This is a genomic window from Paracoccus sulfuroxidans (assembly GCF_007830335.1).
Taxonomy (GTDB): Bacteria; Pseudomonadota; Alphaproteobacteria; order Rhodobacterales; family Rhodobacteraceae; genus Paracoccus; species Paracoccus sulfuroxidans.
On sequence record NZ_VLKU01000004.1, the window covers coordinates 343076 to 368668 of the forward strand.

The 25593-nt window shown below is 65.3% G+C and carries 23 protein-coding genes and 1 riboswitch; of the genes, 10 read left to right on the forward strand and 13 right to left on the reverse strand.

Features of this window, described 5'->3' with window-relative positions:
• Nucleotide 1: 1 nt before the first annotated feature.
• Nucleotides 2–901 (forward strand): DMT family transporter, encoded by a 900-nt coding sequence (locus IQ24_RS08775; protein WP_199756528.1) that lies wholly within the window; start codon nt 2–4, stop codon nt 899–901.
• Nucleotides 902–933: 32 nt separating this feature from the next.
• Here IQ24_RS08775 and IQ24_RS08780 read toward each other — a convergent pair whose 3' ends face one another.
• From IQ24_RS08780 to IQ24_RS08790, 3 genes are all read right to left on the reverse strand, one after another.
• Nucleotides 934–1383, reverse strand: a complete 450-nt coding sequence (locus IQ24_RS08780; protein ID WP_145397567.1) for a 6,7-dimethyl-8-ribityllumazine synthase — start codon at nt 1381–1383, stop codon at nt 934–936.
• A 71-nt stretch (nt 1384–1454) separates the two neighbouring features.
• Nucleotides 1455–1598, reverse strand: a riboswitch (FMN riboswitch).
• Nucleotides 1599–1643: 45 nt separating this feature from the next.
• Entirely contained in the window at nt 1644–2504 is an 861-nt protein-coding gene (locus tag IQ24_RS08785) for a class I SAM-dependent methyltransferase (RefSeq protein ID WP_145397569.1), read from the reverse strand.
• Between the two features lie 278 nt (nt 2505–2782).
• Nucleotides 2783–3673: a LysR family transcriptional regulator gene (locus tag IQ24_RS08790; RefSeq protein ID WP_145397571.1), complete on the reverse strand. Its 891-nt coding sequence runs from the start codon at nt 3671–3673 to the stop codon at nt 2783–2785.
• 172 nt (nt 3674–3845) lie between these two features.
• On the opposite strand from IQ24_RS08790, the gene IQ24_RS08795 reads away from it, so the two are divergent.
• The 9 genes from IQ24_RS08795 (at nt 3846) to IQ24_RS08835 (ending at nt 12729) form a co-directional block, all read left to right on the forward strand.
• A complete protein-coding gene (locus tag IQ24_RS08795) occupies nt 3846–4631 on the forward strand; it encodes an ABC transporter ATP-binding protein (RefSeq protein WP_145397572.1) in 786 nt (261 codons plus the stop codon).
• The gene (locus IQ24_RS08800) at nt 4621–6573 is read left to right on the forward strand and encodes an AMP-dependent synthetase/ligase (RefSeq protein ID WP_145397574.1); all 1953 of its coding nucleotides are present in this window, start codon (nt 4621–4623) and stop codon (nt 6571–6573) included. Before IQ24_RS08795 ends, IQ24_RS08800 begins: the two co-directional genes overlap by 11 nt.
• On the forward strand, nt 6573–7451 hold the full coding sequence (locus IQ24_RS08805) for a branched-chain amino acid ABC transporter permease (RefSeq protein WP_145397576.1): 879 nt from the start codon (nt 6573–6575) through the stop codon (nt 7449–7451). Before IQ24_RS08800 ends, IQ24_RS08805 begins: the two co-directional genes overlap by 1 nt.
• Nucleotides 7452–7453: 2 nt before the next feature.
• On the forward strand, nt 7454–8527 hold the full coding sequence (locus tag IQ24_RS08810) for a branched-chain amino acid ABC transporter permease (protein WP_145397577.1): 1074 nt from the start codon (nt 7454–7456) through the stop codon (nt 8525–8527).
• A gap of 36 nt (nt 8528–8563) precedes the next feature.
• Entirely contained in the window at nt 8564–9796 is a 1233-nt protein-coding gene (locus tag IQ24_RS08815) for an ABC transporter substrate-binding protein (RefSeq protein ID WP_145397578.1), read from the forward strand.
• 3 nt (nt 9797–9799) lie between these two features.
• Nucleotides 9800–10588 carry an ABC transporter ATP-binding protein gene (locus IQ24_RS08820; RefSeq protein WP_145397579.1) on the forward strand — a complete coding sequence of 263 codons (789 nt, stop codon included), beginning with the start codon at nt 9800–9802 and terminating at the stop codon, nt 10586–10588.
• 11 nt (nt 10589–10599) lie between these two features.
• A complete protein-coding gene (locus IQ24_RS08825) occupies nt 10600–11811 on the forward strand; it encodes a phenylacetate--CoA ligase family protein (protein WP_145397580.1) in 1212 nt (403 codons plus the stop codon).
• Between the two features lie 247 nt (nt 11812–12058).
• Entirely contained in the window at nt 12059–12343 is a 285-nt protein-coding gene (locus tag IQ24_RS08830; RefSeq protein ID WP_145397581.1) for a hypothetical protein, read from the forward strand.
• 107 nt (nt 12344–12450) lie between these two features.
• Complete coding sequence (locus IQ24_RS08835; RefSeq protein ID WP_145397582.1) at nt 12451–12729, forward strand: hypothetical protein; 279 nt, start codon at nt 12451–12453, stop codon at nt 12727–12729.
• Between the two features lie 396 nt (nt 12730–13125).
• Here IQ24_RS08835 and IQ24_RS08840 read toward each other — a convergent pair whose 3' ends face one another.
• From IQ24_RS08840 to IQ24_RS08885, 10 genes are all read right to left on the reverse strand, one after another.
• On the reverse strand, nt 13126–13521 hold the full coding sequence (locus IQ24_RS08840; RefSeq protein ID WP_145397583.1) for a GlcG/HbpS family heme-binding protein: 396 nt from the start codon (nt 13519–13521) through the stop codon (nt 13126–13128).
• Nucleotides 13522–13634: 113 nt separating this feature from the next.
• The gene (locus tag IQ24_RS08845; RefSeq protein WP_242008015.1) at nt 13635–15224 is read right to left on the reverse strand and encodes a gamma-glutamyltransferase family protein; all 1590 of its coding nucleotides are present in this window, start codon (nt 15222–15224) and stop codon (nt 13635–13637) included.
• Nucleotides 15221–16774, reverse strand: a complete 1554-nt coding sequence (locus tag IQ24_RS08850) for an acetolactate synthase large subunit (RefSeq protein WP_242008017.1) — start codon at nt 16772–16774, stop codon at nt 15221–15223. The genes IQ24_RS08845 and IQ24_RS08850 overlap by 4 nt, the downstream gene beginning before the upstream one ends.
• Complete coding sequence (locus IQ24_RS08855; RefSeq protein WP_145397584.1) at nt 16771–17832, reverse strand: ABC transporter ATP-binding protein; 1062 nt, start codon at nt 17830–17832, stop codon at nt 16771–16773. The genes IQ24_RS08850 and IQ24_RS08855 overlap by 4 nt, the downstream gene beginning before the upstream one ends.
• Complete coding sequence (locus IQ24_RS08860; protein WP_145397585.1) at nt 17829–18815, reverse strand: ABC transporter ATP-binding protein; 987 nt, start codon at nt 18813–18815, stop codon at nt 17829–17831. The genes IQ24_RS08855 and IQ24_RS08860 overlap by 4 nt, the downstream gene beginning before the upstream one ends.
• Nucleotides 18808–20253 (reverse strand): amidohydrolase family protein, encoded by a 1446-nt coding sequence (locus tag IQ24_RS08865; protein WP_145397586.1) that lies wholly within the window; start codon nt 20251–20253, stop codon nt 18808–18810. The genes IQ24_RS08860 and IQ24_RS08865 overlap by 8 nt, the downstream gene beginning before the upstream one ends.
• A gap of 70 nt (nt 20254–20323) precedes the next feature.
• The gene (locus tag IQ24_RS08870; protein WP_145397587.1) at nt 20324–21895 is read right to left on the reverse strand and encodes an ABC transporter substrate-binding protein; all 1572 of its coding nucleotides are present in this window, start codon (nt 21893–21895) and stop codon (nt 20324–20326) included.
• Between the two features lie 27 nt (nt 21896–21922).
• Nucleotides 21923–22822 carry an ABC transporter permease gene (locus tag IQ24_RS08875; protein ID WP_145397588.1) on the reverse strand — a complete coding sequence of 300 codons (900 nt, stop codon included), beginning with the start codon at nt 22820–22822 and terminating at the stop codon, nt 21923–21925.
• Complete coding sequence (locus tag IQ24_RS08880; RefSeq protein ID WP_145397589.1) at nt 22819–23760, reverse strand: ABC transporter permease; 942 nt, start codon at nt 23758–23760, stop codon at nt 22819–22821. The genes IQ24_RS08875 and IQ24_RS08880 overlap by 4 nt, the downstream gene beginning before the upstream one ends.
• Nucleotides 23757–25406: an amidohydrolase gene (locus IQ24_RS08885; protein WP_145397590.1), complete on the reverse strand. Its 1650-nt coding sequence runs from the start codon at nt 25404–25406 to the stop codon at nt 23757–23759. The genes IQ24_RS08880 and IQ24_RS08885 overlap by 4 nt, the downstream gene beginning before the upstream one ends.
• Nucleotides 25407–25593 lie beyond the last annotated feature (187 nt).

A 25593-nucleotide genomic window follows, 5' to 3' on the forward strand; every position in this document is an offset into this window, starting at 1 on the left:
CATGAACCCGCCTCCTGTCGCCGCGCCCTCGCAGGTGATCTCCCCGCAAAGCATCGCCGCCATGTTGCTGCTGGCGCTGCTCTGGGGCTTGTCGATTCCGGTCACGAAGCTGGGGCTTGAGACCACGCCGCCGATGCTGCTGACGGCGCTGCGCTATGCCATTGCGGTGCCGCTGTTTCTGGTGCTGCTGCCCGGACGCGGGCGACTGCCCCGCAGCGCACTGCCTCAGGTGGCGCTGCTGGGCATCCTTGGCATCGGCATCGGGCAGGTCAGCCAGACACTGGGCATCGTCGGCACCTCGGCCTCGACCGGGACGGTGATTTCCGCGATGATCCCGGTCTTCGTGGTGATTTTCGCCGCATGGAGGCTGCGCCAGCGGGTCACCGGCTGGCAGCGTCTGGGCATCGCGCTGGCCTTCGCGGGCATCGCCGCCGTCGCCATGGGGCAGGGCGGCGAAGGGGCCGCGCGCACCACGTTGCAAGGGGCGGTGCTGGTGCTGCTCTCGGCGGTGACGATCTCGCTTTACTATGTCTGGAGCATCGAGATCGCCGCCCGCCACGGCACGGTCGCCGTCGTCGTCTGGAGCACGATGGCCGGTTTCATCGCCATGCTGCCCTGGGCCGTGGCCGAAGCCCGCCGCGTGCCCTTTGACCTGACATTCGAGGCCTTCGCTGCCGCCGCCTATCTGGGGCTGGTGGTCACCGTGGCCGGGCTGTTTCTGTGGCTGTGGATCCTGCGCACCGTGCCCGCGCGCATCGCGGCCAGCGTGCAATTCCTGCAACCGCTGGTCGGCATCGCCGCCTCGGCGCTGGCCTTCGGTGACCCGATGGGGCCGATGTTCCTGCTGGGCGGCGCGCTGGTGCTGGCGGGCGTCGGGCTGACGGTGATGCGCGCGCCCTGACGGTGGGGCCGGGACGCGCCCGGCCCGAGGGATCAGGCGGCGGCCTTGCCGTCCGTCAGCTGCGCCCGCAATGCGGTGATGTTCAGTGCGGCCTCGGCCGCCTCACGGCCCTTCTGCACGAAATGCTCGCGGAAGATCGCCGTGTGATGCGCGGTTTCCTGAAAATGATGCGGCGTCAGCGAGACCGAGAGCACCGGCACCCCGGTCTCCATCCCCGCCTGCATCAGGCCGCTGACCACCGCCTGCGCCACGAAATCATGCCGGTAGATCCCGCCATCCACGACCAGCGCCGCAGCCGCAATGGCGGCATATTTTCCGCTGGCGGCCAGATCGCGCGCCAGAAGCGGCATCTCGAACGCGCCCGGCACGTCGAAGACGTCGATCTGCGCGGCCGGGATCAGTTGCTGGAAGCCGACCAGAGCCTGATCGACGATATCCGCGTGCCAGCGGGCCTTGATGAAGGCGTAACGGGTGTGTGTCATGTGATCTCCTTCGTCGTAAGTGACACGTCACCCAAGGCGATCACATGCGTGTCCCGCGGCTTGCGGGTGACGCACATTCTCTTTCATCCGGACTGTGACCGTCGGCCCAGGAATCGCACCTGATCTGCTGACCCCCTGCTGCGAGGGGCGCTCGCGGGCTTGCGGACGCGCCGCTTACCGCCGGTAGGGAATTTCACCCCGCCCTGAGAACATGGCGAAGCTGCCACGCCCGCAGCGTGGGTGCAAGGGGCTGGCGCGCGCTAGGCGCGCTTGCGGCAGATCATCACGTCCTGGAATTGCGGGAAGCGGCGGCGCACCTCGACCACCTTGAAGAAGCGGCCCCAGACATTCTTCAGATAATCGGTCTTGTAGAAGACGTTGCTGGCGTAAGAGCGTTCGTTCTGCCAGCGCACCACCAGCCGGTTGCCTTTGAACTTGCGCTCGGCATCTAGCACATTGCCGATATTGGGATAGTTCATCACCGGCTTCCACAGGGGCCAGTTCTCGTTCATGTCGGTCAGCGTGTGTTCGCTGTGGAAGGTCAGCCAGGCTAAACCGCCGGGGCGCAGGACGCGCTCAAGCTCGGCCAACCAGGCGGTCTCGAACGCCTCGATATGAGTGAAGACCGAGAAGGCCGAGACCAGATCCATCGAATTGTCCGCCAGCGGCAGCGAGGGGATCGTGCTGCTGTGGAACACCCGCGCCTGCGGCGGAAGATAAAGGTTACACCATTCGACATGCAGCCGGTTGATGTCGCAGCCGACGGCGCGGATGCCGCGCTCATTCAGCGCCATGTGCCGCAGCACGCGCCCCGAGGCGCAGCCGATGTCCAGATAATCGCGCACCTGAACGCCGTATTTGTCGGCCACATCCAGAAGGTTCTTCGCGTCTTGGAAACCGCTGGCCCAGAAGCTGAAGTGATGGGGGCCGTAATAGCCCTCGCGGTTCTGGGTCTCGGGCAAGGGCCAGGTGTCGCGCGCCAAGGCCTCGCGATAGTCGAGATGGTCGAACATCTTCTTGCGCTCGTCCGCCTCATAATGCTGGGCCGCCGGGGGCAAGATATTGAACTCCGGCTCTTTTCCCGAGTTCAGCGAGACCATGTCTTCCCAGATCGCAGCCATAATTTCGCCATAGATCTAGCCAATGCTGGGGCGATTAGCCGTAATCGCGCGTGCTCTGACAATTCACAACCGTCGGTTCGGCGGAAAACTGCGCGAGACGTGCCAGTGCGGCTTCGCAGATTGACGGACTGAAGGGCTTCAAATTTTACATAACTCTGGTTATCACATATTTATTTGGCGTCACGCAGCTTCCGGGCGAACCGCGACGACTCTCGGCCCCCCACGGTCCGGACGGGCGGAGATCAATGCGCCACATCTACAAAAGCAACCCGGGACCCCTACTCCGCCATCAAGCTCGCCATGCATTCGACCAGCTCATGCCCCAGCAATCCGGGGCGGCGATGGGCGGGCCAGGCGACGACGACGGTGCGGACGGGGTGGAACTGCATGTCCTCGCAGACCAGCCGGACGACCTCGCCGCGCCGCTCCTCGGCCTCGAAGGTGCGGGTGGCCGAGAAGCACCAGCCGAGGCCGGCCGCGACCATGCTCTTGATCGTCTCGACATCGTTCACTGTCCAGACATCGGTGGCGAAGATGCGGCCCACCCGCTCCATATCGATGTCGGGGCTGCGGACGTAGTAGATCTGCCGCTCCTGATCGAAGGCGCTCAGCGGCAGGGGCTGGGGCAGGCCCGCCAGCCGGTGATTGACGGCGCAGACCGGGGCCAGCGTCTCGCTGCCCAGATGCCGGGCGGCGATGTCCGAGGGGATCGCGGCTGCCAGCGTCAGCGCAATGTCGAACTCACCTTCCCGCAGATCATCCCACAGCGTCGCCAGCGACGAGTTGAAGAACTGGATGCGGGCGCGCGGATGGGCCGCCGAAAAGACGGCCAGCGCGCGGTTGATATCGGCGCGCGGGAACAGCACGTCGACCAGCACGCGCAGCCGCGTCTCCTCGCCCTTCTCAAGCGAGACGGCATGCGAGGTAAAGCCGCGCGCCCGCTCGACCACACTGCGGGCCTCGGCCAGCAGGGCGCGCCCGCGCTCGGTCAGGTCCGAGCGGTTCGGGCCCCGCCCCAGCAGCGGAAAGCCGCATTGCGCCTCAAGCTGAGCCAGCGAATAGCTGATCGAGGAAATCGGCTTGCGCAGCTCCTTGGCCGCCCCGGTCAGGCTGCCCTGATCGACGACGGCGCAGAAGGCGGTCAGCTGATCGACAAGATTGGGATGCATTTCGAAAATCCTGAAAGAAGTTTCCGATTCTTTTCGGTTTACCGGAAATTGAAACGGATGCTAGCCTGATTGCACTATTCCAAGGTCGCAGCAGGCGACCCGCAAGACTGTCTTTGGGAGGAGCAGCCATGCAGGGAACGAAGGCGCGCAATCCGTCGATGCGTGGCTGCCGATGAGCGGCGATGAGAACGTCCTTGTCTGTGACAATGTGGTGCGCCGCTTTGGCGGGGTCGTGGCGCTGAAGGGCGTCTCGGTCGCGGTCAAGCGCGGCGAGATCTTCGGGCTGGTCGGGCCGAACGGCTCGGGCAAGACGACGCTGGTGAACTCGGTCACCGGATTCTACCCGCCGCAGGAAGGCCGCATCACGCTGAACGGCACGCAGATCAATGGCTTGAAGCCCTATAAGATCGCCGGGATGGGCGTCGCGCGCACCTTCCAGAACGTCGCGCTGTTCCATGGGATGAGCGTGCTCGACAACATCCTGATGGGCCGCCACATCTATATGAAGCCCAATCCTTTGGCCTCGTTCTTCTATCCCTGGTGGGCGCGCAAGGAAGAGATCGCGCATCGCGAGAAGGTCGAGGAGGTCATCGACCTGCTGCAACTCGCCCCCGCCCGCGACGAGCATGTCGATGTGATCCCGCTTGGCCTGCAAAAGCGCGTCGAACTGGCCCGCGCCCTTTGTGCCGAACCCAGCCTTCTGGTGTTGGACGAGCCGATGGCCGGGATGAACCAGGAAGAAAAGGAATATATGGTCCGTTTCATCCTTGATGCGCAGGAGGCGCTTGGGCTGACGGTCCTGATCATCGAACATCACATGGACGTCGTGACCGCGCTTTGCGACCGCGTGCTGGTCCTGAACAACGGGCAGGAGATCGCGCAGGGTCCCGCGCGCGAAACCATCGCCAATCCGCAGGTGGTCGAGGCCTATATCGGAAAGCCCCGCAATGCAGCATGACCCCATCGACCTTGCCGCCGCCGAGGCGCTGCACCCGAATTGGAAACGCGACGACCACCTGCTGACCCGGCTGGCGGCGAACGCCGCCCAGCACCCGGCCGAGATCGCCATGCGCGAACGCGACCGTGGCATCTGGCAGGAATATAGCTGGTCCGATTACCTGACCGCCGTGCTGGAATTCGCCGCAGGGCTTGAGGCGCGGGGCGTGAAACCCGGCGATATCGTGCTGGTGATCGGCGACAACCGCCCGAACCTCTATTTCGCGATGCTGGCGCTGGCGGCTTTGCGCGCGATCCCCTCGCCCGCCTATCCCGACGCCCCGACCGAGGAACTGGCCGCGCAGATGGCGCGCGAGAATATCCGCTGCGCCATTGCCGAGGATCAGGAGCAGGTCGACAAGATGATGGAGGCGCGCGAGCGTCACCCAGACTTGCGCCTCGTGATCTATGACGATCCGCGCGGGTTGAAGGGGCGCGAGCCTGAGGGCGTCGCCGGTTTCGACGATCTGCGCGCCGAGGGTGCGGCGCGGCTGAAGGCCGAACCGGCGCTGGCGAAGGATCTGATCGCGCGACCCTCGGTCCATGATGTCGCGGTGCTGATGCATTCCTCGGGCACGACCGGCGCGCCGAAGGGCATTCCCTTGAAGCATGGCCATGTGCTGTCTGGCGTCCGGAACGCCGCCGCTGCCGGATATTTCCAGCAGGGCGAGGTGCATATGGCCTACCTGCCCATCGGCTGGGTCGGCGATTTCATCTTCTCGATTGGGGCGGCGCTGGATCTGCGTTTTTCGGTCAACATCCCGGAATCGCAGGAAACCGTGATGCATGACCTGCGGGAAATTGCGCCGACGCTGTATTTCTGTTCGCCCCGCGCGTGGTCGGCGATGCTGACGCGCGTGCAGGTGGGGATGGCGGAAACGACTGGCCTCAAGCGCAAGCTTTACGATTACTTCATGCCCCGCGCCATGGCGGCGGAACGCGCGAAGCTGGACGGCAAGCCCGCGACCAGCGGCGGTCTTTCGCGCTGGCTGGGCGAGGTGCTGGTCTATGGCCCGCTGCGGGATCGGCTTGGTCTGGCCCGCGTTGAGCGAGCCTATACGGCGGGCGAGGCGATTGGTGAGGATGTGTTTCTCTGGTTCCGCGCCCTTGGCCTGAACCTGCGCCAATTCTATGGCCAGACTGAAAACTGCGCGCTGGCGGTGGCCCAGAAGCCCGAGGATATCTCGCTGACCACGGTCGGCCGCCCCTTCCCCGGCGTAGAGATGAAGATCGACGAGCATGGAGAAATCCTGCTGAAGGGCGACAATATCTTCGACGGCTATTTCCAGAATGCCAAATCGACGGCGGAGACGCTGGTCGATGGCTGGCTGCATACCGGCGACGCGGGCCAGATCGAGCCTGACGGGCAGCTTGTGGTGCTGGGCCGTGTGTCCGAGGTGGTGGAAAAGGCCGATGGCCAGCGTTTCATCGCGACCTATCTGGAAAACCGGCTGAAATTCTCGCCCTATATCAAGGATGCGGCGGTGATCGGCAAAGGCCGTCAGATCCTCACCGCGATCATCTGCATCGACTTTCAGGCGGTGGGCCAATGGGCGCAGGAACATGGCGTGCCCTATACCTCTTACGCGGAACTCTCGCAAAGCCCGCGCATCTATGACCTGATCGCGGGCCAGATCGCCGAGGTGAACGCGCATCTGCCGCATGGCCTGTCGATTGACCGGTTCGTCAACCTGCACAAGGAATTCGACCCCGACGACGGCGAGGTCACCCGCACCCGCAAGCTGAAGCGCAATGTCATCGATGAGCGTTACGGCCCCATCATCGAGGCGCTGAACGCGGGCGCGCGCGAAATCGACTTCAAGGCGCAGATCACCTATGAGAACGGCCAGACCGGATCGCTTGACCGGGTCCTGCGGCTGTCCGACGTGAAGGGAGCCGCGTGATGGCCTATTTCTTCGAGCTTCTCATCAACGGTGCCCTCACCGGCCTCATGTATGCGCTGGTCGCGCTTGGCTTCGTGCTGATCTACAAATCGGCGGGCGTGCCGAACCTTGCGCAAGGCGCGGTGGTGATGACGGCGGGCTATGCGGTATGGCTTTTCATGTCGATGGGCCTGCCGGTCTGGCTGGCGATCCCGGCGGCGATGGTCGTGATGTTCCTCTTCGGTCTGGTGGTCGAGCGGTTGCTGCTGCGCCGCATGGTCGGCCAGCCGATCATCATGGTCGTGATGCTGACACTGGGCCTCGACATCCTGCTGCGCGGCCTTGTCCCCGGCATCCTTGGCTCGGCCCCGAAATCCATCGACCTTGGCATCAATTTCGCCCCGGTCATCATCGGCGATGTGTTCATCAACCGCACCTCGCTGATCGGCGGCGTGATTGCGATCCTGCTGGTGGGGGCCTCGCTTCTGTTTTTCCGCACCCGGCTGGGCACCAAGCTGCGCGCGGTTTCGGACGACCATATCTCCAGCTGGGCGGTCGGCATCTCGGTCGAGCGCGCCATCGGCATCTCATGGGGCCTTGCAGGCATCGCGGCGGTGGTTGCTGGCGCGCTTTGGGGCTCGGCGCAGGGGGTCGACTGGACGCTGTCGACGCTGCTCTTCCCCGCCATCGCCGTGGTCATTCTGGGCGGTATCGACTCGATCCCCGGCGTGCTGGTGGGCGGGCTGTTGGTCGGCATTCTGGGGTCCGTCGTGCCGGGCTATCTGGACAGCTATGTCGGGGGGTCCACCCGCGACGTCGTGACCTCGGTCATCATCCTGCTGACCATCATGGTCCGCCCCTTCGGCATCTTTGGCCGCGAAGACATTGAGAGGATCTGAGCATGTTCTACCGCCTCTCGGGGGTTTATCAGACCAATTACGCCGCTGACCGCAAGCTGTGGAAAATCCCGGCGGACCGCTGGCAGGTGATCGCGGTTCTGGTGCTTGCGCTGATGGCGCCGCTGTACGTCTCGCCGCTCTATCTCGGCAGCTATGTCCTGCCTTGGGTGATCTGGTCGGCGGCAGCGCTGTCGCTGACGCTGCTGATGGGCATGGCCGGTCAGCTTCATTTCGGCTTTGCTGCGGTCATGGCGATCGGCGCCTATAGCTCGATCCATCTGGTGCGCGCGGGCATCCCGTTCGAGATCGCGCTGATCCTCTCGGGCGTTGTCTCGGCGGTGATCGGGACGCTCTTCGGCGGCGCGGCGCTGCGGGTGAAGGGCCTTTATCTGGTCATGGCGACGCTCGCCATGCAGTATCTGGTCGATTGGGTCGTGGTGAACGTGCCGTGGATTTCGGGCGGGGCCCATGCCACGCTGCGCACGCCTGCTGTCAACTTCCTCGTCATGCCCATCGACAGCCTTGCCGCGCGCTATTGGCTGGCGCTTGGCTGGGCGGTGCTGATCACGCTGTTCTTCCTGAACGTCAAGCGCACCAGCTTTGGCCGCGCATTGGTCGCGATCCGTGACAAGGATTTCGCGGCGGCGGTGATCGGGGTCGACCCGTTCCGCACCAAGCTTGCCGCCTTCTTCACCTCGTCTTTCCTCGGCGGCGTGACCGGCGCGATCCTGGCCTTCTGCTACTACCGCGCCGTCACGCCCGAGCAGTTCGGCTTCAACGTCTCGATCCAGCTGGTGGCGATGGTGCTGGTGGGCGGGCTTGGTTCGGTCATCGGCAGCTATCTGGGCGCGGGCTTCGTGCTGCTGGCCCCGATTTTCCTGACCAATGCGATCTCGTCTCTGGCGGCGGCGGGCTGGGTGCCGGTCAGCCAGAACTTCCTGTCGCACCTACCGCTGATCATCTACGGCGCCATGATTATTGGCTTTTTGCTGTTCGAGCCGCTGGGGCTGGCCAAGATCTATGACAACATCCGCAAGTATTTTCTGGTCTGGCCGTTCCGCCACGCCAAAAGCTGAGGCCCTTGGGAGGGGGTTGAAATGGGAGGAAAAACAATGAAATGGCTGCGCACAACCGCACTGACTGCCGCCCTTGCCTTTGGCTCGGTCACGACGGCCGCCACGGCTGATGAAATCAAGATCGGCCTGCTGCAGGACTTCACGGCGGTCTATACGTTCCTGACCGGCGAATATAACCAGGGCCAGCAGGATTATCTGACGCTGATCAACGAAGAAGGCGGGATCGACGGCAATACCTTCACCGCCATCGTGCGCGACACCGGCAACCAGCCGCAGCGCGGGATCGAGGCCTATAACCGCGCCAAGGAAGAAGGCGCGGTGCTGTTCGACTTCCTCTCGACCCCGGTTTCGGCGGCCATTCTGGATCAGGCCGATGCCGACAAGCGCGTCGTCATCACCCCGGTCCATGGTCGCGGCGACGCCTCGGACGGGACGGTCTTCCCCTATATCTTCCCGATGATGGCGACCTATTGGGCGCAGGCCGCGAACCTTATCGAGTTCATGAAGACGAATGAGGGCGGGCTGGAAGGCAAGAAGATCGCCATCGTCCATATCGACAGCCCCTTTGGCAAGGAACCTCTGCCGATCCTTGACGCGCTGGCCGCGCAGGAGAAGTTTGAATATAAGGCCTTCCCCTATGCCTCGCCCGGCAACGAACAATCGGCCGCATGGTCCGAAGTGCGCCGCTATCAGCCTGATTTCGTGATGATCTGGGGCGCGGGCGGCGGTCAGGCGGTCTCGGTGAAAACCGCGATCCAGAACGGCATCAAGCCCGAACAGATCCATTCGGTGATCTGGCTGGCCGAGACCGACGCGGCCAATGTCGGCCCGATGATGAAGGGCGTGAAGCGCTTTGAGGCGACCGCCTCGGGGCTGGATCACCCGATCATCCAGCGCATTCAGGAAAAGGTCATCACGCCGGGCAAGGGTGCGGGCGATGCGAAAAACGTCGGCACCAGCTATTACAACCTGGGCGTCGCGACCATGGCGGTATCCGTCGAGGCCGCGCGGCTTGGGCTGGAAGGCGGCGGGCCGCTGGACGGCGACAAGCTGAAAGCGGGCTTTGAAAAGATCGCAGGCTACGATGCCGAAGGCCTGATGCCCGCCATCACCATCACCGCCGAGGACCATCAGGGCGGCGGCGCCGGTCGCGTCTCGGAATGGGATGGCGAGAAATGGGCCCCGGTCTCCGACTGGCACGCCGCCTACCCCGAGCTGATCCGCAAGACGATTGAGGACTCGGCCGCCAAGTACAAAGAGGGTCACTAAGCCATGCCCGCGCTGATGCTTGAGAACGTCGAAGTCATCTATGACAAGGTCTTCCTTGCGATCAAAGGCGTCTCGCTGGAGATCGGCGAGGGTGAGATGGTCGCGCTTCTGGGCTCAAACGGCGCGGGGAAATCGACCACGTTGAAATCCATCTCGGGGCTTCTGGGCCCCGAGCGTGGGCTGGTCACGCGGGGTGATGTGCAGTTTCAGGGCAAATCGATCCTGAACATGGGCGCGCCCGAGCGGGTGGCGGCGGGGCTGGTGCATGTGCTGGAAGGTCGGCGCATCTTCGGCCACCTGACCCCCGATGAAAACCTGATTGCCGCCTATCGCGGCGGCAATTCGGGCCGCTTCAATGAGCTGCGCGAACAGGTCTATGCCTATTTCCCGCGCCTGAAGGAACGTATCAAATCGAAGGCGGGCTATCTGTCGGGCGGCGAACAGCAGATGCTGGCCATCGGTCGCGCGCTGATGACCGAACCCAAGCTCATCATGCTGGATGAGCCTTCGCTGGGCCTGTCGCCGCTGCTGGTGCAAGAGATTTTCGGCATCATTCAGGACATCAACGCGCGTGAAAAGCTGTCGGTCCTGCTGGTCGAACAGAACGCCGCCGCGACCCTCGACATCGTGCACCGCGCCTATCTGATCGAACAGGGGCAGGTCGTCATGTCCGGCTCGGCCGATGTGCTGAAATCGAACCCGGATGTGCAGGACTTCTATCTGGGCGGCGCGGGCAAGGTCGATTACCGCAACGTCAAACATTACCGCCGGCGCAAGCGCTGGCTGGCCTGAGGAGTTTTCCCATGACCGCAGCATTTTACGACGCGGCCGAGGGGCGTTCGCCCGAGGCCCGTGCCAAGGACCAGCTTGCCCGGCTGAACGCCCAGTTCCAGCACATGCGAAGCGCGCAGCCCTTCTGGGCGGATCGCCTGCCCGAGGCCACGCTGACCTCGCTTGCAGACCTTGCCGCGCTGCCCTTGCTGCGCAAATCCGATCTGGTCGCGATGCAGGGCGAAAACGCGCCGCTGGGCGGGCTGAACGGCAATCCCGTGGGCGCGCTGCGGCGTCTGTTCGTCTCGCCCGGGCCGATCTTCGACCCCGAGGGGCGGGGCCGAGACTGGTGGAACTCGGCTGCGGCACTGCATGCGGCGGGGGTGCGGCAGGGCGATGTGATCCTGAACACCTTCTCGTATCACCTGACGCCCGCCGCCTTCATCTTCGAGGGCGGGGCCGAGGCCATCGGCTGCCCCGTCATCCCTGCCGGTCCCGGCAATACTGCCGACCAGTTGGTCGCCATCGCCCAATACCGGCCCCGCGTCTATGTGGGCGTGCCCGATTTCCTGAAGATCATCCTCGACAAGGCCGATGAGGCGGGCGCGGACCGTTCGTCGCTGAAAATCGGCATGGTCACGGGCGCGGCCCTGCCCGAAAGCCTGCGCGCGGAATTCGCGGCGCGCGGCGTCGATGTGCGGCAATGCTACGGCACCGCCGATCTGGGCATCATCGCCTATGAGACCGGCGGCAACGGCATGGTCGTCAGCGAGAACGCCATCCTTGAGATCGTGCGCCCCGGCACCGGCGATCCCGTCGCCCCGGGCGAGGTCGGCGAGATCGTGGTGACCCGGCTTGACCTCGACTATCCGCTGGTCCGCTTTGCCACCGGCGACATGTCTGCCTTCCTGACCGAGCCTCAGCCCGACGGCCGCACCGGGCCGCGCATCAAGGGCTGGATGGGCCGCGCCGATCAGGCAACCAAGGTCAAGGGCATGTTCGTGCGCCCCGAACAGATCGCCGCCGTGGCCCGCGCCGTGCCGGGCTGCGGACGGCTGCGGCTTGAGGTCTCGCGCGATGGGCAGCAGGACCGCATGCATCTGCGGGCCGAACATCCCGACCCCGCCACCGCCATCGTGCTGGCCGAGAAGCTGGCCGAACTGACCCGCCTGAAAGGCTCGGTCGAGGTGGTGACGCCCGGCAGCCTGCCCAATGATGGCAAGGTGATCGCCGATCTGCGCTGATCGCGCGCGCAGCGCCGCAGGCATCGGCGGGTTTTTGCACATATTCACTCAACCCTGACAGGGGCTTCGGGGCGAAAGGGAAAGGATAATTCCGCCCTTCCGCCCCGCCCGCACAACTGTTGCGGGGATCCGGGGGGCGCGCCTGCGCAAAGCTGCCGAGCGCGGAAAATCCGCGTGCAGTCGGGCGTCGATCATCGGAAAATCGGCCATGGGCCGCTGTCCCGGCCCGCATCAAAGGTAATGAGTTATGGCGTTCATGATTAACAATATCGACGGCGGCCCGATCTCCGCGCGTCAGCAGCCGCCCGAGAAGATCGACAAGCTCGACAAGAAAGTTGAGATTGAATCGGTCGACGGCCACAGCTCTCAGGGCGAACCGGCAGACCCCGCCGAACCGGGTGTGCCGCCCGATCCGCTGAAGAAGCAGCCCAACCGGGAGACGGTCATAGACCGCATGCAAGAGATCGCGAAGCAGCAGCATGAGACGCAAGAGGCCAACGACCTTCTGCGTGCCATCCTGAATCGCGTCTAGGGCCAGACCCGTTTTCCGGGCAGGGCGGCCCATGCTGCCCTGCCCGCATTTGCTGCGCCGCAGGCAGTTCGCGCATCGGCGCATCCCCAGAATAAGGATCAGGAGCCATGGCGTTCCGTATTTCCAATGTCGACAGCATGGCCGGGGCCGCACCGGCAGGTGCCCCGCAGGCTCCGCCGCTGCCGTATGCCCCGAAACCGACCGCAGAGCCCGGACCTGCCCCGCAAGCCCCGCCGCAAGAGCCTCCGATGACGGAAGAAGAGCGCGCGCAGCGAGAGACCGAGCGCATGCAGCGGGAACAGCAGGAAATGCAGAAGCGGCAGCAGGAGCTGGATGACTTCATAGAGAAAATGCGCCGAATTTTAGAAGGGATCTCCCGTCGATGACGAATTCGGTCGGGCTGCTACTGCCCGTGTTCGATCACGCAGAGGCCCCTTCCCGCACCGGCAAGACCCCAGAATAAGGATCAAGAGCCATGACTATCCAAAGCCTCAACAACATCGCCGGGGCGCCACGCGGGCCCGAGCCGCCGCCCCCGACCTCGGGGCCGCTCCCGACGCCGACCGCACAGCCTGCGCCGCCCCCTCAGGCCCCGCCGCAGACGCCTCCGCCGCCTGAACCTTCCATCTTGGAGCAACTCAAGCAGAAGCAGCAGGAAGAGGAGAAGCAGCGGCACCTTTGGGAGCAAGTCCTGAAGGATCTGGGCGAAACTCTGGGAAAAATAGTCAAGCAAAGATGAATCCGGACGGGCGGCCCTTGCCGCCCATCCTTAGCCCGTTGCGTCAGAAGGCCGCCGCTGCGGCCTCGGCCACGGATTGATCCTGTTCCCCGCTGCCGCCGCTGATGCCGACCGCGCCGACGATCCGGCCATCGCGCGTCAGCGGCACGCCACCCGCAAACACCATGACCCGGCCGTGGTTCGAGGTCAAAATCCCGTAAAATTGCTGGCCCGGCTGGCTGTTTTCGCCAAGCGCCTGCGTCGAGATGTCGAACGCGCGCGAGGTGAAGGCCTTGTTGATCGACACGTCGATGCTGCCGATCCAGGCGCCGTCCATGCGGGCATGGCTGACCAGATTGCCGCCCTCATCAACGACGGCAATGTTCATCGGCTGGCCCAATTCCTTGGCTTTCACTTCGGCTGCGGCAATGATCCGGCGGGCGTCCTCAAGTTTGACCATGACTGGCTCCTTCATGAAACAGGTTGGATTAACACCTGTTCAACTCGGGCCCATGGTCGCGGGGTTCCGCGCCTGACCGGCACTTCGGCGGGAAATGGCCGGGACGCGACCGGTCAGAAACCGATCGCCATCCCGTCCTTGCGGCTGTCGGACGCCCCGGTCCGCAGCCCCGTCGCCAGATCCAGCCGGATCGCCTGCGAGCCGCCCATCGGACGCGGCAGGCGCTTGATCTTGTGGCCGCGCGCGGCGAGGTCCTGAACGACCTCCTCGGGCATGGTGCGTTCGACCTGCAGCTCACCGTCGAAGGCGAAGCTGCGCGGCTCGTCCATCGCGGCCTGCAGGTCCATGCCGCGATCCACGACTGCCGAGACGAAGGCCGCCTGCCCCGCCGCCTGATAATGCCCGCCCATGACGCCAAACGGCATGATGCGACCCTCGCCCCGCAGGATGCCGGGGATGATCGTGTGCATCGGCCGCTTGCCCGGCGCGATGCAGTTCGGGTGCCCCTCGATCAGGCGGAAGGACGCGCCGCGGCTGTGAAACAGCACGCCCGTTTCCGGACACAGCCGGGTCGAGCCGAAGGCGTGGAAGATCGAGTTGATGAACGAGACCGCGTTCCCCTCACCGTCGACGACGCAGAGATAGATCGTGTCCTTGTGCTCGGGCTCATCCCACAGCGTCGGCGGCGTGGCGCGGTCCATGCGGATGCGGGCGCGCAAAGTGGCGATGGCGTCATCCGACAGCAGCCGCTCAGCCAGCCCCTCGCAATGGGCGGGATCGGCGATCAGCGCGTCGCGGTGGTGATAGGCCAGCTTCGTGGCCTCGGCCTGCAGATGCACGCGGTTGGCCAGTGGAACCTCGGGGCCCATGTCGAAACCTTCGAGGATCTTCAGGATCAGCAGCGCCGCCAGCCCCTGCCCGTTCGGGCCGCATTCCAGCAGCTCATGCCCGCGATAGCTGGCCGAAATCGGCTCTTGCCAGTCGGCCCCGTCGGTCGCGTCGTGGAAATCCTTCTCGGTATGCAGACCGCCCAGTGATTGCAGGTGGCGGGCCATCTTTGCGGCGTTCTCGCCCTGATAGAAGGCGGCGGCGCCCCGCTCTCCGACCTCGCGGAAACGCTGCGCCAGTTCCGGCTGACGCAGGATGTCGCCCGGCGTGGGCAACTGGTCACCTGGCAGGAACATGGCGGCGGCATGAACGTCACCGCGCAGGTCATTGGCGTAATTGGCGAAATCCGCCGCCACGCGGGTCGAGATGGCAAAGCCGTCCTCGGCATAATGGATGGCGGCGGCCAGCACATCCGAAAGCGGCAGGCGGCCATGATCGGCATGGAGCCGACACCAGGCCGAGACCGCACCGGGAATGGTGATCGCATGGACGCTCGTCTGTTCCAGCGCGGTCACGCCACGCGCGCTGAGCGCCGCCAGCGTCGCCCCGGCAGGCGCACGGCCCGAGCCGTTCAGCGCCCGCACCGGCCCGTCCTTCGGCGCATAAAGCACGAAGCAATCGCCGCCAATCCCGGTCATATGTGGGTCGACGACGCATTGCACGGCGCTGGCGGCAATCGCCGCATCCACGGCATTGCCGCCCTGCGCAAGGATCGCCAGCCCCGCGCTGCTGGCCAGCGCATGTGAGGTCGCGACCATGCCGCCGGTTCCATAGGTCGAGGGGCGGCGTCCGGAGAGAAAATCGAACTCGGTCACAGGATGGCCTCGATCAGGAAGGGGCCGGGTTCGTTGATCGCGGCAGACAGCACCCGGTGCAGCTCGGCTGCGCATTCGACGCGGGCCGAGGGCACGCCCATGCCCTTGGCCAGCGCGCAGAAGTCCAGCTCGGGGCGGCGCAGGTCCAGCATGTTCAGTGCATCCGGGCCGGGGTTGGTGCCGACGTTGTAAAGCTCGCGCTTCAGCAGGTCGTAGCTTTTGTTGGCGAAGATGATGGTGGTGATGTTCAACTGCTCACGCGCCTGCGTCCAGAGCGCCTGGATCGTATACATGGCCGAGCCATCGGCCTGCAGCGTGACCACCGGGCGGTCGGCGGCAGCAATCGCCGCCCCGGTCGCCAAGGGCGGGCCGATGCCGATGGCACCGCCGGTCAGCGACAGCCAGGAATGGGGTGGCGCGCCCGCCGACATGCTTTCGACCTCGGTCGCGCTGGTCAGGCTTTCATCGATGATGATCGCCCCTTCCGGCAGGGCCGAGACGATGGCCGCCGACAGCGCATGATCGGTCAGCGGACCCGCCGAGGGCGCGGTGATGCGCGGGCGATCCGCCATCTGGCCGGGTTTGGCGTCGATGGAATCGGCCAGCGCCTGCACGGCGGCACGCCCGTCCTGATCGAAATCCGACAGCTGGATGACCTCGCAGGCCTCGGGCAGAAGCAGGCTGGGCCGGTCGGGATAGGCAAAGAAGGCGACGGGGGCCTGCGCCTCGATCAGGATGGCGCGGCGGAATTTCGACAGCCGCTCGATCGCCATGTTGATCGGATAGGGCACGCGCGGAATGGCCGCGCGCCCTGCCCCGCGCTCGATCCGGCGGTTCGAGGTGGGGGCCATCAGCTCGGCCCCGGTCTGGGCGGCGATGCCCTCCAGCAGGCGCGTCGACGCGGGGTCCTCCAGCACGGTGCCGCCGCAAATGATGACGCAGCCCGGCCCGAGGGCTGCGACCGCATGCTTGACCATATCTTTGTCGAGCGCCCGGGGGCCGCTCGGCTCCATCGGTTCGACCATGACGCCGCCCGGCTCCCACCCGATGTCGGCGGGCGCGATCAGCGTGGCGATACGGCCCGGATGGCCCTTGGCGACGGCCAGCCCTTCGATGGCGTCCTTGGCGATGGTTTCCACGCTTTGCGCGGTCCGCACCCAGTCCGAGAACACCGCCGCCGTTCCCGCCAGATCCGCCGTCAGCGGCGCGTCATAGCGCAGGTGCCGCAGGGCGTGGTTGCCCACAAGGTTCAGCATGGGCGAGCGTGCCTTCTTAGCGTTGTGCAGGTTCGCGCCCGCGTTCGCCATGCCGGGGGCCAGATGCAGCAGCGTCACCGCAGGCTTGCCCGCCATGCGCGCATAGCCATCCGCCGCGCCGGACACGACGCCCTCGAACAGGCCCAGCACGCAGCGCATCAGCCGCGTGCGGTCCAGCGCATCGACGAATTGCATCTCGGACGTGCCGGGGTTGGCAAAACAGACATCGACCCCGGCATTCGAGAGGCTGCGAACAAGGCTTTCCGCGCCGTTCATCGGAGGTTGGTCTTTCATGCCTGCATCGTCCTTGCTTGTTCCAATATTTCCAGCCGTCGCAGCAGCGCGGGGCTGTCCTTGCCCGCTGCCGCGACGTCCATTCCTTCAACCGCCTCATCGGCGCGGTGACAGGCGACCAGCGTGCCGCCCAGCTGGCGCAGTTCGGGGCGTTCGGCGCGGCAGCGGTCCACGGCCATCGGGCAGCGCGGGTGGAAGGCACAGCCCGAGGGCAGCGCCATCGCGCTTGGTGTGCCGCCCTCGACCGGCAGCTTGTGGCGCGCGACCGTCGGGTCGGGCCGGGGCGCAGATGAGATCAGCGTCCGCGTATAGGGGTGGCGGGGGTTCAGGAACAGCTCTTCGGTGTCGGCCTGTTCCACGATCCGGCCCAGATACATCACCGCCACGCGATTGGCGATGTGGCGCACGACGCCAAGGTCGTGGCTGATGAAGACATAGGCCAGCCCCAACTGCCGCTGAAGGTCTTGCAGCAGGTTCACGATCTGCGCCTGAACCGAGACATCCAGCGCCGAAACCGGCTCGTCGCAGACGATCAGCCGGGGGCGCGTGGCCAGCGCCCGCGCAATGCCGACCCGCTGGCGCTGCCCGCCCGAGAATTCATGCGGATAGCGGTCGGCATGCCAGGCGGAAAGGCCGCACATGGTGATCAGCTCATCAACCTTGGCGCGGATATTGGCGGGCGTTGCCATGCCGTGCAGCAGCAGGGGCTCGGCCAGCGTCTCGCGCACGGTCATGCGCGGGTTGAGCGAGCCGTAAGGGTCCTGAAAGATGATCTGCATGCGCTTGCGCGCCTCGCGCAGGTCGCGGGTGTCCAGCGCCGTCACATCCTCGCCGTCCAGCCGGATCTCGCCCGAGCTGGGTTCGTGCAGGCGCAGGATGGCGCGGCCCAGCGTCGACTTGCCGCAACCGGATTCGCCGACCACGGCCAGCGTCTCGCCGGGGGCCAGCGTGAAGCTGACATCGGTCACCGCCTGCACCGTGCCGACCTGACGGCGCAGGAGGCCGCGCTTGACCGGGAAATGCTTCGTCAGGTTCTGGACCCGCAACAGTTCGGTCATGCGCGTGCTCCTTCGATGGGGGCCTTCCAGCAGGCGACCTCGTGCCCGGCGGTGATGGGGCGCAGCGGCGGCGGGCTTTTGCGGCAACGGTCATCGGCCAGCGGGCAGCGCCCGGCGAAGCGGCAACCGGGGATCGCCTGCCAAGGCGGCGGAACGGCACCGGGAATGGTGGCGAGCCTGCCACGCGCCGTGTCCATGCGCGGAACGGCAGCCATCAGGCCGATGGTATAGGGGTGCTGCGGGTCCTGGAAAATCTGCTGAACCTCGCCCTTCTCGATCACCGCGCCCGCATACATGACAACGACCTGCTGGCAGGTCTCGGCCACGACGCCAAGGTCATGGGTAATCAGCATGATCGCGGTGCCGGTGCGGTCCTGCAGATCGCGCATGAGGTCCAGGATCTGGCTTTGAATGGTCACATCCAGCGCGGTCGTCGGCTCATCGGCGATCAGCACCGCCGGGTCATTGGCCAGCGCCAAGGCGATCATCACCCGCTGCCGCTGCCCGCCCGACAGCTGGTGCGGATAGTCGTCGACGCGCTTTTCGGGCGAGGGCAGGCGCACCAGCGTCAAAAGCTCGATGGCGCGGTCGCGGGCGTCCTTGCCCTTCAGGCCGGAATGGATGCGCAGGCTTTCGATGATCTGGTCGCCGCAGGTATAGACCGGGTTCAGCGAGGTCATCGGTTCCTGAAAGATCATGCCCATGCGGCCGCCGCGCAGCTTGCGCATCTCGGCCTCCGAAAGCTTCAAGAGATCGCGCCCCTGCAGCAGGACCTGCCCGCCCTCGATCATCGCAGGCGGGCTCGGCAGCAGCCGCATGATCGACAGCGAGGTCACGCTTTTGCCGCAGCCCGATTCACCCACGATGCCCAGCGTCTGGCCCGGCATCAGGTCGAAGCTGACACCATCGACGGCGCGCAGGCTTTGGCCACCGCTGCGGAAACGGACCTGAAGGTCGCGGACGGAAAGAAGGGGTTCAGCCATCGACGACCTCATAACTGAAGGGAGAGGCGACCGAATGCGCCCGCTTCTTGGGGTCGCGATCGGTGAAGGCGGCCTCGGCCCGGCGCTGCGCGGCCTCCAGCCGCTCAAGGGCGGCGGGCAGATCGAAGGCCAGCACGCGGCCCGCCTGCACGACCTGACGGCCGTCAACGAAGACATCCGTCACCGCGCGTTCCGCCGCGACATAGATCAGCGAGCGCAGCGGGTCGCGCACCGGCCGCATCGCGGGATGGGTCACATCCGCCAGGAACAGATCGGCCTTGGCGCCGACCTCAAGCTTGCCGATGTCGTCGCGGCCAAGGATGCGCGCCCCGGCGACGGTCGCCGCGTCAAAGACATCGGCGGTCCGCAGGTCGAAGACATTGCCGCTCATCAGGCGGGAATTGATCAGCGCGTGGCGCATTTCCTCGATCATGTTGTGCGGATAGGTGTCGGTGCCGATGCCCATGGGCACGCCCGCCCGGCGATAGCGGCCAAAGCTGCGCAGGCTCATGCCGCGCCGCTGGAAAACGGTCGGGCAATGCGCCACCGCCGCCCCCGAGGCGGCCAGCCGCTCCAGATCGCGGCCCTGCGGCCAATGCACCCAAGGGTGATCGTTCAGGAAGATACCATGGCCGATGATCGTGTGCTGGTCCAGCACGCCAAGGCTGTCCAGCCATTCGACCGGGGTCAGGCCGTGGCGGCGGGTGATCTCGTGGAATTCGACGACCGATTGCGCGGCGTGGATCTGCATCTTCAGCCCGCGGCGCTTGGCCTCGGCATGGCTGTCGCGGATCAGCTCGGCGGTGCAGGTGTCGATCTGCGCCGGCGCGACCATGCCCGAAAGCCGCCCCGAGGGGTCGGCATCGGCGCGGTCGATCACCGCCATGGCGGCCTGCATCGCCGCCTCTCCGGCCTTCGGGTCCCATTCATATTCGGTCAGGTGGCCGTTCATCGTGTACCAGCGGGCCGAGCGGTACATGGGCGCGGCAATCGCCCGCAGCCCCGAGGCCGACAGAAGCTCCAGCCAGCCCTCATAGGGCACCGACAGATCGACCAGCGTGGTCACGCCCGACAGCAGAGCCTCGGATAGCGCAACCTCGGTGCAGGCCAGGCGGCCTTCATCGTCGGGATTGAACAGCGCCATATATTCGTAAAGCGAGCTTTGATAGAGCCCGTCGGAGGCCAACTCGTCCAGAAAGCCCTTGTTCATCGGCTCGGACAGCGGGTGGGAATGCATGTTCACCAGACCGGGCGAGACCATCTTGCCGCGCCCATCGATCTCGGTGGTCACCGGCCCGTCATAGCGACCGCCGACCTGCACCAGACGGTCGCCCGAGAAGGCCACGTCCTGACCCTTCAGGAACTGGTGCCGAGCCGAGGCCGAGTTGTAGCCGATGATCCAGTCGGCATTGCGGATGACGGTGATATCGTTTTGCATTCCAGCCCCTTGCCTTCGCTGCCGGGACGGCGTTGACCGCCGCCCCGTCGTTTCACTGGGTCGCGCCCGCTTATTCGCGGTATTTCAGGTCCAGACCCTTGTAGAGACCGGCGCCATAGTTGTTGTGCGGCACGATCGGCTCCAGCTTCACGGATTGCACGATGGTCATCGGCTCGTGGTAAAGCGGCAGCCAGACGGCGGCTTCATGCACCTTGTCCAGCACCTTGGCGTAGGCGGCGGCGCGGCTGGCGTCATCGGTCGCGCGGCGGCCTTCGGCCAGCCATTCGTCGGTCTCCGGGTCGTTCCAGTTCATCCGGTTCGGCGTCGGGATATTCTTCGACAGGAAGTACAGGTTCAGCGCATCACCGGCCGAGATATAGGGATAGCTCATGCCGAAGCTGTCGAATTCCTGCGTCGCGACCTTGCCCCAGAATACGGTGGCGTCAAAGACCTGAATGTCCAGACCAATGCCCACCTTCAGCAGCTCCGCCTGCACGAATTCGGCCAGCTTCTGCCAGGTCGAGCCACCCTGGATGTAAAGGTTCGGGCGCAGCTTCACGCCGTCCTTTTCGCGGATGCCATCGGCACCGGGCTTCCAGCCTGCCTCGTCCAGCAGCTTGATGGCGGCCTCGGGGTCATATTTGATCAGCTTGTCATTCAGCGCCGGATCCCAGTCGAGCGCGTTTTCCGAGATATAGCTATGCGCGGGCGTGACCTCTCCGAACAGGATGTCGCGGGCCAGCGCGTCCTGATCGACCGCCATGTTCATCGCGCGGCGCACCGCCGGATCGGAGACGGTGGGCTTGTCGACCTTGAAGCCGATGAACCAGGTCCAGAACGCCTCGTCCGAGCGGTGGACCTCGACGGTGGGGGTGTTGCGCATCTGCGCGAAGGCAATCTGCGGGATATATTGCGTGACCTGGCTTTGATCGGTCATCAGCGCGACGGTGCGGGTGTTTTCCTCGGGCACGATCTGCCAGGTGACCTTGGCCATATGCGGCGCGCCCTTGTTCGTATAGAACTGCGGGCCCCAGTTATAGCCTTCGTGGCGGGTCATCGTCATACGGTCGCGCGGCAGCCATTCGCCCCAGCAGAAGGGGCCGGTGGTGTTCAGCCCGGTCACGCCGAAATCGGCACCCAGCTTTTCCACGTCATTCTTGTCGATCACCGTCGCGAAGCTTTGGGTCAGCTGATAGAGCAGCTCCGAGAAGGGCTCTTCCAGCTGATAGACGACCGTCTTCGCATCTGGCGCAGTGATGTCCTTGACCGTACCGGCACGCCAGGCCACCGGCGATTTCGTCTCGGGGTCGATCCAGCGTTTCAGCGAATAGACCACGTCATCGGCGGTCATGTCGCGGCCGTCGCAGAACTTGATGCCGTCCTTCAGGTGGAAGGTATAGGTCATCTTGTCATCCGAAACTTCCCAGCTTTTCGCCAGACCGTCGGTCACCGTCTTCATGTCCGGCTCAAGCGAGACCAGCGTGTCGCCCAGCATGAACAGGGATTCAGCCGCGGCGCGGGCGGTCGATTTATGCGGGTCGTAGTTGTTGCTGTCGACCTCGCGCACGATGTTGATTTCCTGCGCGAAGGCCGTGCCGGTCAGGACGGCAAGTGCACAGCCCAGAAGCAAGGTCTTTTTCATGGTTGCTTTCCCTGTTGATATTGTCGTTCAGCTTTTCAGTCTTGGATCAAGAACGTCGCGCAGGGCGTCACCCGCCACATTGGCGCAAAGCACGATCAGGAAGATCACGACCGAAGGGATGGTCGCGATATGCGGCGCGAACAGCAGGAAGTCGCGGCCCTGCGCGGCCATCATCCCCAGTTCCGACGCCGGAGGCCTCGCGCCAAGGCCCAGAAAGCTCAGCGCCGCGCCGATCAGGATCACCTGCCCGAAGCGCAGGCTGAGGAAGATCATGATGGACGAGATCGAGTTGCGCAGCAGATAGCGGCGGAAGATCGTCCAGTCCGAGAGGCCGACCGCACGGCCCGCCTCGATATATTCCTGTCCCATGACGCCGATGCCGATGGAGCGCGCGATCCGCGCGCAATCGGGGATCGAGGCGATGCCAAGCGCCACGATCACCGGCCAGACGCCCGGCCCCGCGACGGCGACCAGCGCCAGACCCAGCAGGATCGCCGGGAAGGACAGCATCATGTCGTTGAGGCGCATGACCCAGGGGTCGATCTTCGGATACATCGACGCCAGCAGCCCAAGGCCCGAGCCGATGACCCCGCCGATGCCGACCGCCACAAGACCGATCAGCAGCGTCAGCCGCGTGCCGTAAAGGATGCGCGACAGGATATCGCGGCCCTGCCCGTCGGTGCCCAGGATGAACTCCCAGGTGCCTCGCTCGGTCCAGACCGGCGGCTGCATCACCGAGCGGCTGTTGAGGTTCGGGTCATGCGGCGCAATCAGCGGCGCGATGATGGCGGCGATCACGATGATGGTCAGCAGGATCAGCGCCAGCATCGCGGCACGGTCGCGCATCAGCGCGCGCCACCAGGACTTGTGGACCGGGGCCGCATCCTGCGGCGCGGCAGCGGGGGTTTGCGTGTCGGTCGCGCTCATTTCTTCTGCACCCTCGGATCAAGGCGGGCGTAAAGGATGTCGACGATCAGGTTCACAAGGATGAAGCCAAGCGCCAGCACCAGAATCGTGCCCTGCGCCAGCGGGAAGTCCGCCGACAGGATCGCGCCCACCGCCAGCCGCCCGATGCCGGGATAGGAAAAGATCGTCTCGGTCACCACCGCGCCGCCCAGCAGATAGCCGATCTGCAGACCGACCAGCGTGACGACCGGGATCAGCGCATTGCGAAGCCCGTGGCGCAGGATCACCTGCGTCTCGGTCAGGCCCTTGGCGCGGGCGGTGCGCACATGGTCCAGACGCAGCACCTCCAGCACGGACGAACGCGTCATCCGCGACACCGGCCCGATGAAGATCAGCCCCAGGGACAGCGCCGGCAGTGCGATATGGCGCAGCCCGTCCACGGTCCAAAGCGGCCCACCCCGCCCGATGAACGGGAAGATCGGGTATTTTACGCCCAGAAACTGGATCAGCAGCAGGCAGATGAAGAAGATCGGCAGCGACACCCCCGCGACCGAGATCGCCATGATCGCCCGGTCGATCAGCGAGCCGCGCCAGACCGCCGCCAGCGTGCCCATGGCGATGCCCAGCGGGATCGACCAGATGAGGCTCGCGAACATCAGCTCCAGCGTGGGCACGATCGCGGCCGCCAGCTCGCTGCTGACTGCCTTGTTCGAGATCAGCGAGCGGCCCAGATCGCCATGCGCCAGCCGCTCGATATAGCGGCCGAACTGCACGATCATCGGCTGGTCAAGGCCCATCTCCTCGCGGATCTTGGCGACGATTTCGGGCGTGGCCGAGGGTCCGGCCTGCACCGCAGCGGGATCGCCCGGGGCAAGCTGGACCAGCGCAAAGCCCAGAAACAGCACCCCAAACAGGACCGGGATGGAAACCAGCAACCGGTTGATGATCGTTTCGATCATGCGTCGGCCTTGTCACGGACGCCCTGCCCGGCCCTTTCATGCGCAATGCGGCCGCCAAGGATCGCCAGATCGCAATTCGCCTGCAGAATTTCCGCCGGGTCGATGGTGAACAGGTCGCGGTCCCAGACCGCCACATCGCCCAGTTGTCCGGGGATCAGGCGGCCCTTCACCTCTTCTTCGTGCGAGCCATAGGCCGAGGCATAGGTATAGGCGTGCAGCGCCTCTTCCACGCTCAGCCGCTGCGCCTCGCCCAGCACCAGACCCTTCGCGGTCTTGCGGGTGATGAGGTTGTAAAGAACCGGGCGCGGGTCGATCTCGGTCACCGGGCAATCGGTCGAGGCCGAGGGCTCCAGCCCCGCATTGATCCAGTCGCGATAGGGGTGCGAGCCCTCGACCTTGTCGAGTTCCGCGACTGCACAGTAAAGCTCTCCGAACCAGTACATGAACGAGGGTTGCGGCACCGGCAGGACATGCATGTCGATCATGCGCTGCAACTGGTCGGGACGCAGCCAGCCGCAATGCTCGATCCGGTGGCGGCGGTCGGGGGCGGGCGTGTCCTTCAGCGCGGCCTCATAGGCGTTCAGCACCTCGTCGATGGCAGCATCGCCGATGGCGTGGATGGCCATCTGGTAACCGGCGCGATGCGCGGCCAGCACCATGGCGCTGAGTTCCGCCTGATCGGGAATGCAAAGGATGCCCTTGTCGTCCGGATCGCCGCCCTTATAGGCCCAGGTCATCGCGGCGGTGCGCCCGCTGGCGCTGCCATCGGTGAAGATCTTCACCGGGCCGTGGCGGAACATCTCATCCCCGGTGCCGGTGATCATCCCGGCGGCGGTTGCCTGATCCAGAATGGATTGCGTCTTGTCGCCCATGATCGTGCCATAGACGCGCAAGGGCAGGCGTCCGGTCCGATTGGCCTCCAGATAGGCTTCCATCTCGGGCCAGCCGCCCTGAATGCCGATGGCGGCCTCCATGCAGGAGGTGATGCCATGCGACAAAAGCACCTTGCCCGCCCGCTCGATGGCCTCGACCAGCTGCGGCACGTCGGCCTTCGGCATGATGTCGGTCAGCTGCTGGCGGCCGGTTTCGGCCAGAAGGCCGGTCAAACGGCCGTTCTTGCGCTCGATGAGGCCACCTTCGGGCGAGGGCGTATCCTCGGTGATCCCGGCCATTTCCAGCGCCAGAGAGTTCGCGACGCCCAGATGCCCGTCGGTGCGCACGACATAGACGGGATGATCCGGGCAGGCCATGTCCAGCTCTTCGCGGAAGGGATGGCGGCCGACGTCCAGCTTGAAATTGTCATAGCCCCGGCCGGTGATCCATTCGCCCTTGGGCGTGACGGCGGCCTTGGCGCGCACGGCGTCCAGCAGTTGCTCCAGCGTCTCGACGACCTGCGGGCGCAGATCGACCTCGGCCATGGCCAGCCCGTACATGTGCAGGTGCATATGCGCGTCGTAAAGACCGGGCGTGGCCAGTCGGCCATCCAGCGCGATTCGTTCGGTCTTTGGCCCCGCCAGCGCGGTGATCTCGGCATCCGAGCCGACAGCCAGCACCTTGCCATCCGCGATGGCGACGGCCTCGGCAAAGCCCAGACCCTTGCCCTTCCAGACCCGGCCTCCGGTCAGGATGCAATCTGCGACGCTCATTCTGCGGGCCTCTGATGGGGAACGTGCGATGGGATCACGAGAGCCTCCTGTCCGGTCGTTCTAACACCCCATGATGGTAGCAGGACCGACCCGGATCCGGTCAATCAGACCAGCCCGTATTCTGCGGCGCGGCTAGGACCTGCCAGAATATTGCGCCAAACGGCTAGATTTGCAGCGCTTTCACGCA

What these genes read in the sequence shown, in the direction of transcription:
- IQ24_RS08775 (WP_199756528.1), top strand. Translation starts at nt 2, where the DNA reads ATGAACCCGCCTCCTGTCGCCGCGCCCTCGCAGGTGATCTCCCCGCAA.
- IQ24_RS08855 (WP_145397584.1), bottom strand. Translation starts at nt 17,832, where the DNA reads ATGACCGAACTGTTGCGGGTCCAGAACCTGACGAAGCATTTCCCGGTC.
- IQ24_RS08875 (WP_145397588.1), bottom strand. Translation starts at nt 22,822, where the DNA reads ATGAGCGCGACCGACACGCAAACCCCCGCTGCCGCGCCGCAGGATGCG.
- IQ24_RS08880 (WP_145397589.1), bottom strand. Translation starts at nt 23,760, where the DNA reads ATGATCGAAACGATCATCAACCGGTTGCTGGTTTCCATCCCGGTCCTG.
- IQ24_RS08825 (WP_145397580.1), top strand. Translation starts at nt 10,600, where the DNA reads ATGACCGCAGCATTTTACGACGCGGCCGAGGGGCGTTCGCCCGAGGCC.
- IQ24_RS08805 (WP_145397576.1), top strand. Translation starts at nt 6,573, where the DNA reads ATGGCCTATTTCTTCGAGCTTCTCATCAACGGTGCCCTCACCGGCCTC.
- IQ24_RS08820 (WP_145397579.1), top strand. Translation starts at nt 9,800, where the DNA reads ATGCCCGCGCTGATGCTTGAGAACGTCGAAGTCATCTATGACAAGGTC.
- IQ24_RS08800 (WP_145397574.1), top strand. Translation starts at nt 4,621, where the DNA reads ATGCAGCATGACCCCATCGACCTTGCCGCCGCCGAGGCGCTGCACCCG.
- IQ24_RS08790 (WP_145397571.1), bottom strand. Translation starts at nt 3,673, where the DNA reads ATGCATCCCAATCTTGTCGATCAGCTGACCGCCTTCTGCGCCGTCGTC.
- IQ24_RS08785 (WP_145397569.1), bottom strand. Translation starts at nt 2,504, where the DNA reads ATGGCTGCGATCTGGGAAGACATGGTCTCGCTGAACTCGGGAAAAGAG.
- IQ24_RS08870 (WP_145397587.1), bottom strand. Translation starts at nt 21,895, where the DNA reads ATGAAAAAGACCTTGCTTCTGGGCTGTGCACTTGCCGTCCTGACCGGC.
- IQ24_RS08865 (WP_145397586.1), bottom strand. Translation starts at nt 20,253, where the DNA reads ATGCAAAACGATATCACCGTCATCCGCAATGCCGACTGGATCATCGGC.
- IQ24_RS08850 (WP_242008017.1), bottom strand. Translation starts at nt 16,774, where the DNA reads ATGAAAGACCAACCTCCGATGAACGGCGCGGAAAGCCTTGTTCGCAGC.
- IQ24_RS08815 (WP_145397578.1), top strand. Translation starts at nt 8,564, where the DNA reads ATGAAATGGCTGCGCACAACCGCACTGACTGCCGCCCTTGCCTTTGGC.
- IQ24_RS08840 (WP_145397583.1), bottom strand. Translation starts at nt 13,521, where the DNA reads ATGGTCAAACTTGAGGACGCCCGCCGGATCATTGCCGCAGCCGAAGTG.
- IQ24_RS08830 (WP_145397581.1), top strand. Translation starts at nt 12,059, where the DNA reads ATGGCGTTCATGATTAACAATATCGACGGCGGCCCGATCTCCGCGCGT.
- IQ24_RS08780 (WP_145397567.1), bottom strand. Translation starts at nt 1,383, where the DNA reads ATGACACACACCCGTTACGCCTTCATCAAGGCCCGCTGGCACGCGGAT.
- IQ24_RS08885 (WP_145397590.1), bottom strand. Translation starts at nt 25,406, where the DNA reads ATGAGCGTCGCAGATTGCATCCTGACCGGAGGCCGGGTCTGGAAGGGC.
- IQ24_RS08795 (WP_145397572.1), top strand. Translation starts at nt 3,846, where the DNA reads ATGAGCGGCGATGAGAACGTCCTTGTCTGTGACAATGTGGTGCGCCGC.
- IQ24_RS08835 (WP_145397582.1), top strand. Translation starts at nt 12,451, where the DNA reads ATGGCGTTCCGTATTTCCAATGTCGACAGCATGGCCGGGGCCGCACCG.
- IQ24_RS08810 (WP_145397577.1), top strand. Translation starts at nt 7,454, where the DNA reads ATGTTCTACCGCCTCTCGGGGGTTTATCAGACCAATTACGCCGCTGAC.
- IQ24_RS08860 (WP_145397585.1), bottom strand. Translation starts at nt 18,815, where the DNA reads ATGGCTGAACCCCTTCTTTCCGTCCGCGACCTTCAGGTCCGTTTCCGC.